Below are 13,574 nucleotides of genomic sequence, written 5' to 3'. Positions count from 1 at the left end.
TGCCGCGGAGAGGAGTGCCGCACTCTCCGCCATGATCAACTTATACCCCGTCAGGGGGCTTGCCGCAAGGCCCCCTTGAGGGCGCAGAATCACCGCTCGAACGTGGATCACCGATCTTCCTGGGGGAAACGGAATGCGTGTACTGCTGCTGGCGTACGGATCGCGCGGCGACGTGGAGCCGATGGTGGGCCTGGCGCTCGCCCTGCGCTCGGCCGGCGCCGAGGTGCGGTTCTGCGCGCCGCCGGACTTCGCCGAGCTGCTGGCCGACAGCGGGCTGCCGCTGGTGCCGCTGGGCCGGTCGCTGCGGGAGATGGCCCGCGAGGCCGTGCTCGGGACCGGCCCGGCCATGACGATGCAGGAGCGGGCGGCCCGGGTGACGGCCGACACCTACGCGGCGGCCCTGCCCGCCGCCGAGGGCTGCGACGCGGTGGTGGCCACCGGGCTGATGCCCGCCGCCGCGGCCGCCCGCGCGGTCGCCGACCGCCTCGGCGTCCCGTACTCCTTCGTCGCCTACTTCCCCAGCTACCTGCCCTCCCCCGACCACCCCCCGCTGCCCTGGCCGGGCCACCCGCTCCCGCCGGAGGAGACCGACAACCGGGTGCTCTGGGAGCGCAACGAGCAGGTGCTGGACGAGCTGTTCGGCGGCGCCGTGAACGCGCACCGGGAGTCGGTCGGCCTGCCCCCGGTCGAGCACGTCCGTCCGCTCGTGCTCACCGACCGACCGCTGCTGGCGGCGGATGCCGTCCTCAGCCCCTGGCGCCCCACCGGCGAGCTGGACGTGGTGCAGACCGGGGCCTTCGCCCGGCCGGACGCGCGTCCGCTCCCGGCCGCGCTGGAGGCGTTCCTGACGGCGGGTGAGGCGCCGGTGTACGTCGGCTTCGGCTCGATGCCGGTGCGGGACGCCGAGGCGGTGGCCCGGGACGCGGTGGCCGCCGTCCGGGCGCAGGGCCGCCGGGTGCTGCTCTCCCGGGGCTGGGCCGGGCTGGCCGCCGAGGAGGCCGCCGACCTGCACGTGGTGGACGAGGTGAACCAGCAGGAGCTGTTCGGCCGGGTGGCGGCCGTGGTCCACCACGGCGGGGCCGGCACCACGACCACCGCCGCCCGGGCCGGCGTGCCGCAGGTGCTGGTGCCCCAGCTCGCCGACCAGCCGTCCTGGGCCCGCCGGGTGGCCGAGCTCGGCATCGGGGTGGCGCACGACGGACCGGTGCCGAGCTTCGACTCGCTCTCGGCCGCGCTCGCGGCGGCCCTCACCCCGGAGACCGCGGCCCGGGCGAAGGAGCTGGCCGCCACGCTGCGCACCGACGGCGCCGCGACGGCCGCCCGGCTGCTGCTGGCGGGGCACCGGGCCTGACCGAAGGACGGCGGGGCGGGCGTCCGGCCCGGGTGTCCGACACCACTCGGCGCTTCTGTCGCCCGCCCCGCCCCTCCGTGCGACGATCCGAGCACTGCCTCCAGCCACGAGGAGGGCCGGGTGTCGCTGGACATACTGAGCGAGGAGCAGGCCAGGGCCCTGCTCCTCCACCTCGGGCGGCTGTCGCCGGACTCCCCCGGGGCGGCCGCGCTGCCCCGCCTGGTGGCCGACCACACGGTGATGCGCGCGGTGGCCGACGGGACCTCGGTCGGCATCGCCGTCCTCGACACCGGGCTGCGCTACCGCTACGTCAACGCGGCGCTGTCCGCGATGAACGGCGCCCCGGCCGACGACCACCTCGGCAAGGGCCTGGCCGACGTGGTCCCGGGCATCAACGTCGAGCACACCGAGGCCGCGCTGCGCTCCGTCCTGGAGACCGGACGCCCCGTGGTCCACCTGGTCGAGGGCATCACCACCCCGGACGGCTCGGGTCTGGCCCGGTTCTGGCACAACGCCTTCCACCGCCTGGAGGACGAGGACGGTGCCCCGCTCGGCGTGGTCGCCCTGGTCCTGGAGATCACCGAGGACCGGCGGATCCGCGAGGCCCTCGCGCTGGCCTCCACCCGGCTCTCCCTCTTCGACGAGGCCGCCACCCGGATCGGCACCACCCTGGACGTCCGGCAGACCTGCCAGGAGCTGACCGAGCTGCTGGTGCCCCGGCTGGCCGACCTCGCCGTGGTCGACGTGCTCGACTTCGAACACCACCACTCCCCCATCCACCCGCACCAGGCGCTCCAGCTCCGCCGCCTGGCCCTCTCCGCCGTCCGCGGCCTGGCCGGGGCCGCACAGCGGATCGGCGCTCCCGGATCGCCCGTCGTCCCTAGGCCGGGATCGGACCTCACCCGCTGCCTCGACGAACAGCGCCCGGTCATCTCCGACCTGCTCGGCAGGGACGGCTCCGGGCTGCACGGCCTGCCGCCCGAGCGGATCGCCCTGCACCGCGAACTCGGCCTGCACTCCGCCTGCCACGTCCCGCTGACGGCCCGTCACGACGTGATCGGCGTGGTCTCGCTGGCCCGCACCGCCGGCTCCCCGTCGTTCACCGCCCAGGAGGCCGATCTGGCGGGCGAGTTGGCGCTGCGGGCGGCCAACTCCATCGACAACGCCCAGCGGTACGCCCACGAGCGGCGCAGCGCCGTGCTGCTCCAGCGCGCCCTGCTCTCCGACCCCACCGTGCCCGGCTCCGGCGTGGAGTGCGCCCGGCGCTACCTGCCGGCCGGGGCGGCGGCCGAGATCGGCGGGGACTGGTACGACAGCCTGGCCCTGCCCGACGGCTGCACCCTGCTGACCGTCGGCGACGTGATGGGCCACGGCCTGGACGCCGCCGCCACCATGGCCGAGTACCGCTCCGTGATCCGCACCCTCGCCCTCCAGGGCCTGCCGCCCGAGGCGATCCTCGACGCGGCCGAACGCACCGTCCAGGCCCTCGGCCAGGAGCGGGTGGCCACCTGCCTGACCGTCGCCTTCTCCCCCGCCACCCGCACCGCCGCCCTCGCCACGGCCGGCCACCTGCCCCCGCTGCTGATCCCGCCGGACGGCCCGCCCCGCCTGATCGACCTCCCCGTCGGCCCCCCGCTCGGCGCCGGCCCCGGCCCGCACCGCAGCCGCTCCCTGCGGCTGCGGCCCGGCTCCGTGCTGCTGCTCTACACCGACGGCCTGGTCGAGCGCCGCGACGAGGACATCGACCAGGGGCTGGCCGCCCTCGCCGCCCTCCCCTTCGACCCGGCCGGCCCCCTGGAGTCCGTCCTCGACACCGCCGTCTCCCTGCTGGTCGGCGCCCGGGTCGGCGACGACGTCTCGCTGCTCGCGGTGCGCACCGCCTGACGGCGGGCCGGCCAAATCCGTTCGCCACCGGTGCACGCAGGCCCTACGCTCGGGCCGGTCTTCCGAGGAGGGGCAGAACGATGAGCGGGATCGCGGCAGTTCGAGCGGTGAACCGGCTGGCGGCGCGGTGGGCGGAGCTCGCGGACGGCGGCAGTACGGTCTTCATGCCGACCGGGGTGTGGCCGCTGCTGGCCTTCCTGGCGGCGGGTGCGCACGGCCCGGCGGCCGCCGAGCTGGAGCAGGCCCTCGGCATGCCCAGCGGCGAAGCCGCCGAGCACGCACGGGAGTTGGTCGACACCTTGCGCAAGCTCCCCGGGTCCTCGGCGGCGGTCGGTCTGTGGACCTCGGACCTGTTGCGCCCGGAGCCGACCTGGCTGGCCGGTCTGCCGCTCGACGTGCACGGGGCCCTGTCCGGCGACGCGGTCCAGGACCGGCGCCGTCTGGACGCCTGGGCCTCCCGCAACACCGGCGGCGAGGTCGAGTCGATGCCGGTCGCGCTCGACCGTGACACCCGGCTGGTGCTCGCCTCCGCGCTGACCGTCAGGACGGAGTGGCTCCGCCCCTTCCACGACTCCTTTGGCGGGCCCGAGTCCGGCCCGTGGGCCGGCCGCCCGTTCGCGTTCCTGTCCCGGGTCACCAGCCTCCTCGACCGCGCCGCGGTCGCCGACACCCCGGCCGGACCGGTCACCGAACTCCGGGTCCTGGGCCGCAACGACATCGACGTCCACCTGCTGCTCGGCGAGGAGGGGGCGAGCCCCGGCGCCGTACTCGGTGCGGGCCTGGGCATCCTCGCGGGAACCGTGCCGAGGGTGACCGCCGACCTGCTGCCGACCGGACGGCCCGGCCCTGGCCTGGACATCGCCTGGACCCGGAGCATGGATCGCGGCGACTACCTGTGGGCCTTCGTCCCCGCGTTCTCCGTCCGGGCCGACCACGACCTGCTGGCCCGCCCCGAGGTGTTCGGCCTCGCCGCCGCCACCGACCCGGAGCCCCCGACCGGCCACTTCTCCGGGATCTCCACCGCCGAGCCGCTGGTCATCGGTTCCGGACAGCAGTCAGGGACCGCGGCCTTCGGCGCCAACGGCTTCCGCGCTTCCTCGGTCACCGCGTTCGGCGTGGCCGCGGGCGGCGCTCCGAAGCCGCGGTACCGGGTCAAGTCCGTCGCCGTGCACTTCGACCGCCCGTTCGGCTTCCTCGCCGTCCACCGCACCTCACGCCTGGTGCTCGCCGCCGGCTGGGTCGCCGAACCGCAGCCCGCTGAGGAACCGGCCTGGGACGAGGAGGACGAGGCCTGAGCGACGACCGTGGGCCGGCGTTTGGTGGTCCGGGGCCGGGGTAGCGATGGCCCGCACCGATCATCGGACAACAGGAGGACCACCGTGACGGCCGACCCCTCGACCGAGCCGACCTCCGGGCCGGACACCGGGACCCGCCACGAGCTCCGCGACGCGATCCACCGCACCGACGTGAGCGGTCTGCTACGGTCGCGCGTCAACGCCGCGAGCGGCATCGACTGGGCACTGCTGAAGGACGTCCCGCTCGACAAGTACCTCGACGAGCAGAGCCGGGCCTCGGTGCGGCAGCTCCTCGCCGAGGTGGACGAGCGCTTCGGTTCGGGCGACGACCTGGAGGCCGTACAGCTCCTCCGGGCGACACCGGAGTGGCAGGCCGTGGTGGACAGCGGATGGATGGCCGCCGACGGGCCGGCCAGTGACGTGCTGCTGGTGCTGATCGGCTCGGACCGGGTCATGGAGGGGCCTTTCCTACCGCTCCCCGGCGAACCGGTGTCCTTCCACGTGAACCAGCAGACGGACAACGGCTCCAACATCGCGGTGCTGCTGTTCTCCGGCCGCCTGGTCTGGGGCGGGGAGGGCGGCCGCGACTACACGGTGAGCGGGAACCTGATCGCCCGCAGCAGCGTGCGGGGCCGGGCCACGGTGTGGCTCCAGTACGGCGCGACCGACGAGAGTTGGCGGGACTCGGAGGAGACCGAGGTGTCCAACCTCAGCCAGTCCACCCGGGAGATCACAGTCACCGGCACCGTCAAGCCCGGCCAGCAGCTCGAACTCCGCCTCGGCACCTGGTCGCACGCGGGCTGGAAGTACTCCACACGCCAGACCTTCGCCCCCGTGGCCTGAGGTCATCACTGGGCCTGACGGGTGGTTCGAGGCCGGGCGGGCGGGCGGGTCGCGGCCGCGGATCGTGACGGCGGGTCAGGATGCCTCTTCGGGAGGAATCTTGACGCACAGCGCGCACGGACAGCACCACCAGCCGGAGCAGCACCGACCGGAGCGTGACCTCCAGGAGAAGGGGCTCAAGTCGGGGGCGGTCGGCCTGGTGGCCAGCGTGGTGCTGAGCGTCTCCTCGGTCGCCCCGGTGTACGCGCTCACCGCCACCCTGGGGCCGACCGTGGCCCAGGTCGGGCTGCAGATGCCGGCCGTCTTCCTGGCGGGCTTCCTGCCGATGCTCCTGGTGGCCTACGCCTACCGGGAGTTGAACCGGGTGATGCCGGACTGCGGCACCTCCTTCACCTGGACGGCCAAGGCCTTCGGGCCGCACCTGGGCTGGATGTGCGGCTGGGGCCTGGTGGTGGCCACCATCATCGTGCTGTCCAACCTGGCCGGGGTCGCGGTCTCCTTCTTCTATCTGATGCTGGCCCAGGTCTTCGAGAACCCGGACCTCGCCGACCTGGCGCACAACCGCGGCCTCAACGTCCTGACCTGCCTGGTCTTCGTTGGCCTGGCCACCGCCATCGCGTACCGGGGCGTGACCCTCACCAAGGAGGTCCAGTACGTCCTGGTGGGGCTGCAGCTGACGGTGCTGGCGCTCTTCTCGCTGTTCGCCTTCGTCAAGGCCGGGCAGGGGCGCTCGCCGCTGGCCATCGAGTTCAGCTGGCAGTGGCTGGACCCGTTCGCGGTGCAGTCCTTCGCCGCCTTCACCGCCGGGCTCTCGCTCTCCCTGTTCATCTACTGGGGCTGGGACACCTCACTGACCGTCAACGAGGAGACCGCCGGCTCCGCCGCCACCCCCGGCCGGGCCGCCCTGCTCACCATGGTGGTGATCCTCACCGGCTACCTGGTCACCGCCGTCGCCACCCAGCGCTTCGCCGGGGTCGGCACCGAGTCCTACGGCCTGGGCAACCCGGCCACCGAGGACAACGTCTTCGCGGCCCTGGCCAAACCGGTGCTCGGCTCGCTCTCCATCCTCATCTACGTGGCGGTGCTGGCCAGTTCGGCCTCCAGCCTGCAGACCACCTTCCTGCCGCCGGCCCGCACCATGCTGGCCATGGGCACCTACCGCGCGATCCCCGCCCGGCTCGCCCACATCCACCCGCGGTACGCCAGCCCCTCCACCGCCACCCTGGTGTCCGGGATCGGCACCGCCGTCTTCTACTCCACGATGACGCTGATCAGCGACAGCGTGCTGGTGGACACCATCTTCACCCTCGGCATGATGATCTGCTTCTACTACGGCCTCACCGCCTACGCCTGCGTCTGGTACTTCCGGCGCGAACTCACCTCCTCCGTCCACTCGTTCTTCTTCAAGGGCGTCTTCCCACTGCTCGGCGCCGCCCTGCTGACCGCCGTCTTCCTCAAGACCGCCGTCGACACCTGGGACCCGTCCTACGGCTCCGGCACCTCCCTCTTCGGCGTCGGCACCGTCTTCCTGATCGGCTTCGGCCTGCTGGCCCTCGGCGTGGTGCTGATGCTGCTCTGGCGCCACCACGCCCCGGCCTTCTTCCGCGGCGAGACGCTCCGCCACGACACCCCGTCCCTGGTGGTCGAGGACTAGAGCGAGGTCAGCGCGCTCCGGGACAGCGAGCGCAGGACGGCCGGGTGGTCGACCGGGTCACCGTCGCCGTTGGTCGCGCCCAGGTGGGCCACCAGGTCCTGCGGGTCCAGGCGGTGCGCCTCGGCCTCGCCGAGGAGGTGCTCGACCGGGGCGGCGGCGGTGAGGTGGCGGCGCAGGTCTCGGAGGAGGTCGGCGCGGTCGACGACGTCGCTCATGCCGCAGTCCAGGCCGTCGTCGTCGAGGTCGTCGGGGTAGGGGGCGCGGGCCCAGGTGCCGTCCTCGTACCAGTAGACGCAGCCGATCTCGTTGCCCGCGATCCGGTCGCGCAGCTCCTCGTACGGCAGCCAGTCAGGGCCACCCGCGAGCACGTCGACCGGCGGCTCGTACCACTTGACCTCGCTGGACTCGTCCTCGCCGTAGAGGACGAAGCGTCCCTCGCCGCAGCGGGAGAGCACCCACCAGGTGCAGCCGGAGTCGTCCCAGTGCAGGCCGTCCTCGTCGATCCACCGGCCGTGGCGGTGGACCGACGGGCGGGCCTCGGCCTCGGTGGTGGCGGTCAGCGCGGCGAGCAGCGCCCAACGTGCCCAGAGCACCTCGGCCGGTGGGAGGTCCTGCGGCAGTCCGGGCCGGTTGACGGTCATTCAAGTGCCCCCGTGTGAGCGTTCGGTCGGTGATCACCACCACCCTACGGGGGTGTCACCGGGCGCCGTCGATGGCGTACGGTCCGTACTGAAGCGCCGTCGGAGGGTGAGGAGCGGACCGGTGTCCACGGAAGCAGTGACCGCAGCACCTCCCATGCCCCGGCTGGACCCGGCGGTGGCGGCCGCCTGGCGGGCCCGGGGCGGGGAGCTGGTGGAGCTCCTGGCCGCCGCCCGGGACGAGGTGGGGCCGGTGGCAGGGGTGCCGGTCGGGGACCGGCCGACGGTGCTGGTGACCGGGCCGGCCGAGGTGCAGCACGTGCTGGCACACCATCCGGAGCGCTACGTGAAGCGCTCGCACCGGGCCAGGATGCTGATCGGCGACGGTGTGCTGGCCGCCACCGGGGAGGCCTGGAAGCGCCAACGGAAGCTGCTGCAGGGCCAGTTCACCGGCACCGGGATGCGCCGCTACGAGCGGCGGATCGCCGCCGCGGCACGCACCGCCGCCGGGCGCTGGGCCCGCTCGGCGGCCGAGGGCGCGGTGGTGGACCTCGGCGACGAGATGCGTCGCTACGCGCTCGACACCATCTGGCGCGCCCTCACCGGCCATCCGCTGGACGACGCCACCGACCGCGAACTCGGCGCCGTGGCCACGGTGGTGGCCCGGATGCCGGAGCTGCCGGCCGACGCCTCGGACGCCGCGGCGGCGGTGGCCGGGGAGCTGGCCCGGATCGACCTGATCGCCGAGCGCGCCATCGAGGCCGCCCGCTCGGGCCCGGCCGGGCCGGACGGCCCGGGGCTGCTGGCCCTGCTCACCGAGGAGGGCCACGGCTACCCGGACCGGCTGATCCGCGACGAGCTGGTCACCCTGCTGGTGGCCGGGCACGAGACCACCGCGACCACCCTCACCTGGCTGTTCCTGCTGCTGGACCGTCACCCCGGCGCCCGGGAGGCCGCACTGGCCGCCGGCGTGGAGGGCTCGCCGCAGCGCCGCGAGGCGGTGCTCGCCCTGGTCCACGAGACCCTGCGCCTCTACCCCTCCGCCTGGCTGCTCCCCCGCCACGCCCTGGAGCCCGACGTGCTCGGCGGCCACCGGATCGAGGCCGGCACCGACGTCCTGGTCTGTCCCTACCTCACCCACCGCGACCCGTCCCGCTGGCCCGACCCCGAACGCTTCGACCCCGCCCGCTTCACCACCCCGGGCCGCCGCCCCGCCGAACTCGGCGCCTACCTCCCCTTCGGCCTCGGCGCCCGCGCCTGCCTCGGCACCCAGTTCGCCCTCCGCGAGACCGCCGCCCTGCTCGAACTCCTGCTCCCCGCCTGGACGACGACCCTCCACGACCCCCCGTCCGGCGCCTCCTACAGCATCACCGTCCGCCCCGACGGCCCCGTCCTCGCCACCCTCACCCCGGCGGCGGGAGCCTGAACCACCCCGTCCGCACCAGGGAGGCTTCGGGTACGATCCGCCGTGGAGACGACGGAGACCCTGCGCCGGACCGGCGAGTGAGGAGGCCCCGGCGGTGCGTGCGCTGACCCGGGACGAGGAGTGTCTGCTCGTCAACGCCCGTGAGGGCACCGAGCTCTGGGCGGTGCTGGCCGACCGGGCGGAGACCGAGGAGGACGAGGAGCGTGACTCCTACGTCCCGCTCTTCACCGCGCTGATCACGGACTGGACCCGGGAGGGCTACGTCCGGCTGCGGCAGGGCGGCGCCTGGCCGCACTGGCTGACGGACGGGCGGGACGTGCCGGTGGAGGAGGTCCCCACCGTACTGGCCGACCCGGCCAGTTGGGCGTACGAGGAGGAGCCGGTCTCGGTGGTGGCGGTGGTCGTGGGCGAGCGCCCCGTCGACGACCTGTTCTGAGCCGCACGCCCGGAGGCCGGTGCCAACCACCCGGCGGGGGGATCGGGCACCGGCCTCCGACGGATCAGCCGGCCGTCCGGACGGTGATCGCGGCGGTCACGGCCGCGGCGTTGGCCAGCGCCTCCTCGGGCGTGGCGCCCCTGGTCATCACCGAGCCGGCCCGGTCCCAGGAGCTGCGCAGCGGACGGACCGTCTGGCCGGGCTCCAGGTGGAGCGAGAGGGAGAGCACGCCCGGCAGGGCGCGGGCCTCCTCCACTCCGGTGACGGAGACCACCTCGCCGGGCTCGGCCTGGACGAAGCGCACCGCCGCACCGCCGGCCGCCTCCCGCGGCAGGGGGGCGGGCCGCCCGCCCTGCATGACGGTGTAGAACTCCGCCGCCAGGTTGATCCGGTAGGCCTCCTCGATCAGCATCGGGATGCCGTCGCCGGGGAAGCGCCCGGCGCACTCGACCAGGTACGGGACGCCCTCGCTGACGATCCACTCGCAGTGCACCATGCCGCTGCCGAAGCCCACCGCCCGCAGCACCCTCCCGGTCTCGGCGACCAGCAGCTCCCCGAGCTCGGGCGCGAGGCCCGCCGCCGGGACGGAGTGGCCGAGCTCGATCGGCCGGTCGCCGGGGTAGAGCAGCTTGCCGGTGACGTTGGAGAACAGCACCTCGCCCTCGCGGACCAGCAGTTCGACGCTGAACTCCTCGCCCCGCACGTACTGTTCGACCAGCATCCGCAGCTCGCGCTCACGGTCGGGCACCAGGTAGCCCTCGTCCTGGGTGAGGCAGTCCTGCCAGACCGACTCCAGGCCGTCCAGCGAGTGCAGCACCCGGGTACCCACCGAGGCCTGCCGGTTGGCGGGCTTGAGCACCAGGGAGCCGGGGTGGGCGGCGGCGAACTCCCGCACCTGCTCGGCCGAACCGACCTCCTGGGAGGCCGGGTTGGCGATCCCGGCGGCCCTGGTGACCTTGCGCAGCAGCGCCTTGTCCCGCATCACCTGGGCGGCGCCGGCCCCGGCGCCCGGCAGGCCGTAGCGCTCGGCCAGCCGGGCCGCGAACGGCGTGGCGTACTCCAGCAGCGGGGCGATCAGCGCGGGGTCGAGGTCGGGATAGGTGGCGAAAAACTCGTCGGCCGCACCGGGGAGTTGGTACTCCCACCCGATCAGCTCGCGGAGCATCACGGCACCGTCCAGGGCGGACTTCAGATCGCGGTTGCGGATCACGTCCGGCTCGTCGATGACGATCACCGAGCCGGGGGCGAACTCCTTCACCACCGGGAGGACGTTGACGTAGCCGACGATGATCCAGGGCTGCTGCGAGGTCATCGGGTTCTCCTTCGAGGGCGTGCGGACGGGTTGGTCAGTGGCGGAGTTCGAGGGTGCAGCACTTGGCGCTGCCGCCGGCCTTCAACAGCTCGGTGAGATCGACCCCGTGGGTGCGGAAGCCGCGCTCGCGCAGCTGGGCGGCCAACCCGGTGGCGGCCTCGGGGAGGATCACGTTGAGCCCGTCGGAGACGGCGTTGAGGCCGAAGACCACGGCGTCGGCCTCGGTGGCGATCACCGCGTCCGGGAAGAGGGCACGCAGCACGGCCCGGCTCTCCTCGCTGAACGCGGCCGGGTAGTACATCACCTCGTCCTGGTCGAGCACGGCCAGCGCGGTGTCCAGGTGGTAGAAGCGCGGGTCGACCAGCTGGAGGCCGACCACCGGGCGGCCGAACAGCTCGGCGGCCTCGGCCTGCGAGCGCGGGTCGGAGCGGAAGCCGTTGCCGGCCAGGATGGCGCGGCCGGTGGTGAGGTAGTCCCCCTCCCCCTCGTTGGCGTACTCCGCCTGGACCACCTCGGCGAAGCCCTGGGAGCGGAACCACTCGACGTAGTGGGCGGATTCGCCGTCCCGCTCGGCGTGCCGGAAGCGGGCGACGAGCACCTTGTCGTCGACCACGGTGGCGCCGTTGGCGGCGAAGACCATGTCGGGCAGGGCCGGGTCCGGGGCGATGGTCTGGACGTGGTGGCCGAGCGAGACCAGCAGGTTGTGCAGCACCTCCCACTGGGCCACGGCCAGGGTGTTGGACGTGGGCTTGGCCGGGTTCATCCAGGGGTTGATGGAGTAGGTGACGTCGAAGAAGTCCGGACGGCACATCAGGAAGTGGCGCAGTCTGGCCCGGCGCGGCATCCGCGCGGCCTGGCTGGTGGCGGCGCGGGCGACGGGGGTGAGCAGCTCGGTCATGGCGGCGGGTCCTCTCGCAGACGTGGGGGGGAAGGGTTCAGCTGGTGATGCCGAGGCTGAGCGGGAACCCGGGCCGGCTGCCGAGCAGGTGCGCACCGGCGGACTGCAGGATCTTGTCCTGCGCCACCACGTGCTGACACATCGTCATGGTGTCGCGCAGCCAGCGGTCGAGCGGGTTGGGCCGGTAGACCGAGGCGGTCTGCATCAGGTCGTAGAGCCGGGTCAGGATGGAGCGGGCGGTGCGGAAGGCGTGCAGCCGGGAGAGCGGCAGGGCGGCCCGCTCCTCGGGGGTCAGGTCGTCCAGGGTGCCGCCGGGGGCGGAGAGCACCTCCCACTGGCGGCGCAGCGCGCCGTAGACGCCCTGGCGGGTGGCGTGGAAGTCGGCCTCGCACTCGGCGAGGGTGACCTGCATCCGCCAGTTGTCGGCCCAACCGGAGCCGCCGGGGCCGGACTTGGCGGCCACCTGGGCGCGCACCCAGTCGAGGGCGGCGCGGGCGGTGCCGAGCGGGACGCCGGGCATGTTGCGCATGTGCACCTCGGGCTGGGCCAGCGGGCCGGCCGCGCCCCGGACGGTGTCGAAGGTGAGGGTGCGGCCCTCGGGGACGAACACCTCCTCGATGGCGTAGTCGCAACTGCCGCTGCCGGCCAGGCCGGTGGTGTGCCAGGTGTCGATGACCTCGACCTGGGCGGCGGGGACCATCAGCAGGATCGAGTCCTGTGCCCCCTCGGCGGGGTAGGGGGCGCCGTCCTCGAAGACGAAGGCGCCGGAGATCACCCAGTCGGCGTGGGTGATGCCGCTGCCGAACTGCCAGCGCCCGCTGAGGCGGTAGCCTCCCGGGACCCGCTCGGCCCGGCCGGTGGGGAAGAGCAGCCCGGCGGTGGTCATGTCCAGGCGGGGGAACATCTCCTTGGCCACCGCCTCGTCCAGGAAGGCCGCGTAGAGGCCGGAGTCCATGCCGATCATGGCCGCCCAGCCGGCCGAGGGGTCTCCGTAGGCGAGGGCCTCGACCACCTCGGTCTGCTCGATGGAGCTGAGCTCGGGGCCGCCCCAGGAGCGGGCGAAGCCCATTCGGAAGGCACCGGTGGCACGGACGGCCTCGACCACCTCGGGGGGAAGGCGTCGGGCCCGCTCGATCTGCTCGCCGCGCTCGCGCAGCCAGGGGGCCAACTCCCGTGCGGCGGCCAGGATGTCGGCGGCGGTGTTGGGCACCTCCGCCGGGACGGGCGCCGGGGCGGCGGGAACGGGTACAGGACCGGCCGGCCGGGCGACGGCCGCGGGGGCCGGGGCGGCGATCGGCGTCGGGTGGGGCATCTCAGGACTCCTTCGCGGCGGAGGGGGGTGCGGGCGGCAGCTGCCGGAAGCCGCCGTGCAGGAAGAGCAGGGGCGGGCGGTGGTCGCCACCGGCGGTGGCGACCACCTCGCCGATCACCATCGTGTGGTCGCCGATCTCGAAGCTGTCCCGCAGGACGCACTCCAGACCGGCCATCGCGTCCAGGAGCAGGGCGCCGGTCTCGCTCCCCGGCCTGGCGGCCAGGCCGGCCACCACCGCCTGCCGCTCCGGGCGGCCCCGGGCCAGCGAGCGGGCCAGCGGCTCGGCCTCGCCGTCCAGGATCGCCACCGCCCACTTCTTGGTCTGGAGCAGGTCGCCCAGGAAGCGGGACTCGCGGTGCAGCGAGAGCGAGACCAGCGGGGGGTCGAGCGAGACCGAGGTCAGCGAGTTGAGCGTCACCGCGTCGTGGCGGCGGGTGCCGTCGCGGTCGGCGTAGGTGGTCGCGACGCAGACCCCGGTGGCGAAGTCGCGCATCACGCCGCGCAGATCGGGTGACATGGCGGGTG

12 protein-coding genes are annotated in these 13,574 nt (G+C 74.0%); 7 read left to right on the top strand and 5 right to left on the bottom strand.

Going from position 1 to position 13,574, the window contains the following annotated elements:
- Nucleotides 1–133 precede the first annotated feature (133 nt).
- The 5 genes from ACWCYY_RS26260 to ACWCYY_RS26240 all read left to right on the top strand — a co-directional run bounded on the left by ACWCYY_RS26260 (nt 134) and on the right by ACWCYY_RS26240 (nt 7,027).
- Nucleotides 134–1,351, top strand: coding sequence for a glycosyltransferase (locus ACWCYY_RS26260; protein WP_449797435.1), 1,218 nt, complete (start codon nt 134–136; stop codon nt 1,349–1,351).
- A gap of 120 nt (nt 1,352–1,471) precedes the next feature.
- Complete coding sequence (locus ACWCYY_RS26255) at nt 1,472–3,235, top strand: SpoIIE family protein phosphatase (protein WP_345289654.1); 1,764 nt, start codon at nt 1,472–1,474, stop codon at nt 3,233–3,235.
- An 80-nt stretch (nt 3,236–3,315) separates the two neighbouring features.
- A complete protein-coding gene (locus ACWCYY_RS26250) occupies nt 3,316–4,530 on the top strand; it encodes a serpin family protein (RefSeq protein WP_449797434.1) in 1,215 nt (404 codons plus the stop codon).
- Between the two features lie 84 nt (nt 4,531–4,614).
- A complete protein-coding gene (locus ACWCYY_RS26245; protein ID WP_345289656.1) occupies nt 4,615–5,373 on the top strand; it encodes a hypothetical protein in 759 nt (252 codons plus the stop codon).
- Nucleotides 5,374–5,473: 100 nt separating this feature from the next.
- On the top strand, nt 5,474–7,027 hold the full coding sequence (locus ACWCYY_RS26240) for an APC family permease (RefSeq protein WP_345289657.1): 1,554 nt from the start codon (nt 5,474–5,476) through the stop codon (nt 7,025–7,027).
- Here the strand turns inward: ACWCYY_RS26240 and ACWCYY_RS26235 are convergent.
- Nucleotides 7,024–7,668: a hypothetical protein gene (locus ACWCYY_RS26235; RefSeq protein ID WP_449797433.1), complete on the bottom strand. Its 645-nt coding sequence runs from the start codon at nt 7,666–7,668 to the stop codon at nt 7,024–7,026. The two genes, ACWCYY_RS26240 and ACWCYY_RS26235, sit on opposite strands and share 4 nt — an antisense overlap.
- Nucleotides 7,669–7,822: 154 nt before the next feature.
- On the opposite strand from ACWCYY_RS26235, the gene ACWCYY_RS26230 reads away from it, so the two are divergent.
- Both ACWCYY_RS26230 and ACWCYY_RS26225 read left to right on the top strand, forming a co-directional pair.
- The gene (locus tag ACWCYY_RS26230) at nt 7,823–9,091 is read left to right on the top strand and encodes a cytochrome P450 (RefSeq protein ID WP_449797516.1); all 1,269 of its coding nucleotides are present in this window, start codon (nt 7,823–7,825) and stop codon (nt 9,089–9,091) included.
- A 94-nt stretch (nt 9,092–9,185) separates the two neighbouring features.
- Nucleotides 9,186–9,527: a hypothetical protein gene (locus ACWCYY_RS26225; RefSeq protein ID WP_449797432.1), complete on the top strand. Its 342-nt coding sequence runs from the start codon at nt 9,186–9,188 to the stop codon at nt 9,525–9,527.
- Between the two features lie 64 nt (nt 9,528–9,591).
- On the opposite strand, the gene ACWCYY_RS26220 is transcribed toward ACWCYY_RS26225, so the two are convergent.
- The 4 genes from ACWCYY_RS26220 to ACWCYY_RS26205 are packed head-to-tail and all read right to left on the bottom strand — an operon-like array spanning nt 9,592 to nt 13,566.
- Nucleotides 9,592–10,839, bottom strand: a complete 1,248-nt coding sequence (locus ACWCYY_RS26220; RefSeq protein ID WP_449797431.1) for an ATP-grasp domain-containing protein — start codon at nt 10,837–10,839, stop codon at nt 9,592–9,594.
- Between the two features lie 34 nt (nt 10,840–10,873).
- On the bottom strand, nt 10,874–11,737 hold the full coding sequence (ddaH, locus tag ACWCYY_RS26215; protein WP_449797430.1) for a dimethylargininase: 864 nt from the start codon (nt 11,735–11,737) through the stop codon (nt 10,874–10,876).
- Nucleotides 11,738–11,774: 37 nt separating this feature from the next.
- Nucleotides 11,775–13,049 carry an acyl-CoA dehydrogenase family protein gene (locus ACWCYY_RS26210; protein WP_449797429.1) on the bottom strand — a complete coding sequence of 425 codons (1,275 nt, stop codon included), beginning with the start codon at nt 13,047–13,049 and terminating at the stop codon, nt 11,775–11,777.
- A gap of 1 nt (nt 13,050) precedes the next feature.
- Nucleotides 13,051–13,566: a flavin reductase family protein gene (locus ACWCYY_RS26205; protein WP_345289664.1), complete on the bottom strand. Its 516-nt coding sequence runs from the start codon at nt 13,564–13,566 to the stop codon at nt 13,051–13,053.
- Between the last annotated feature and the right edge of the window lie 8 nt (nt 13,567–13,574).

This window comes from Kitasatospora sp. NPDC001664, from assembly GCF_053596675.1.
The sequence above is the reverse complement of the archived record's forward strand: the minus strand, read 5'-3'. Positions and strand labels throughout refer to the sequence as shown.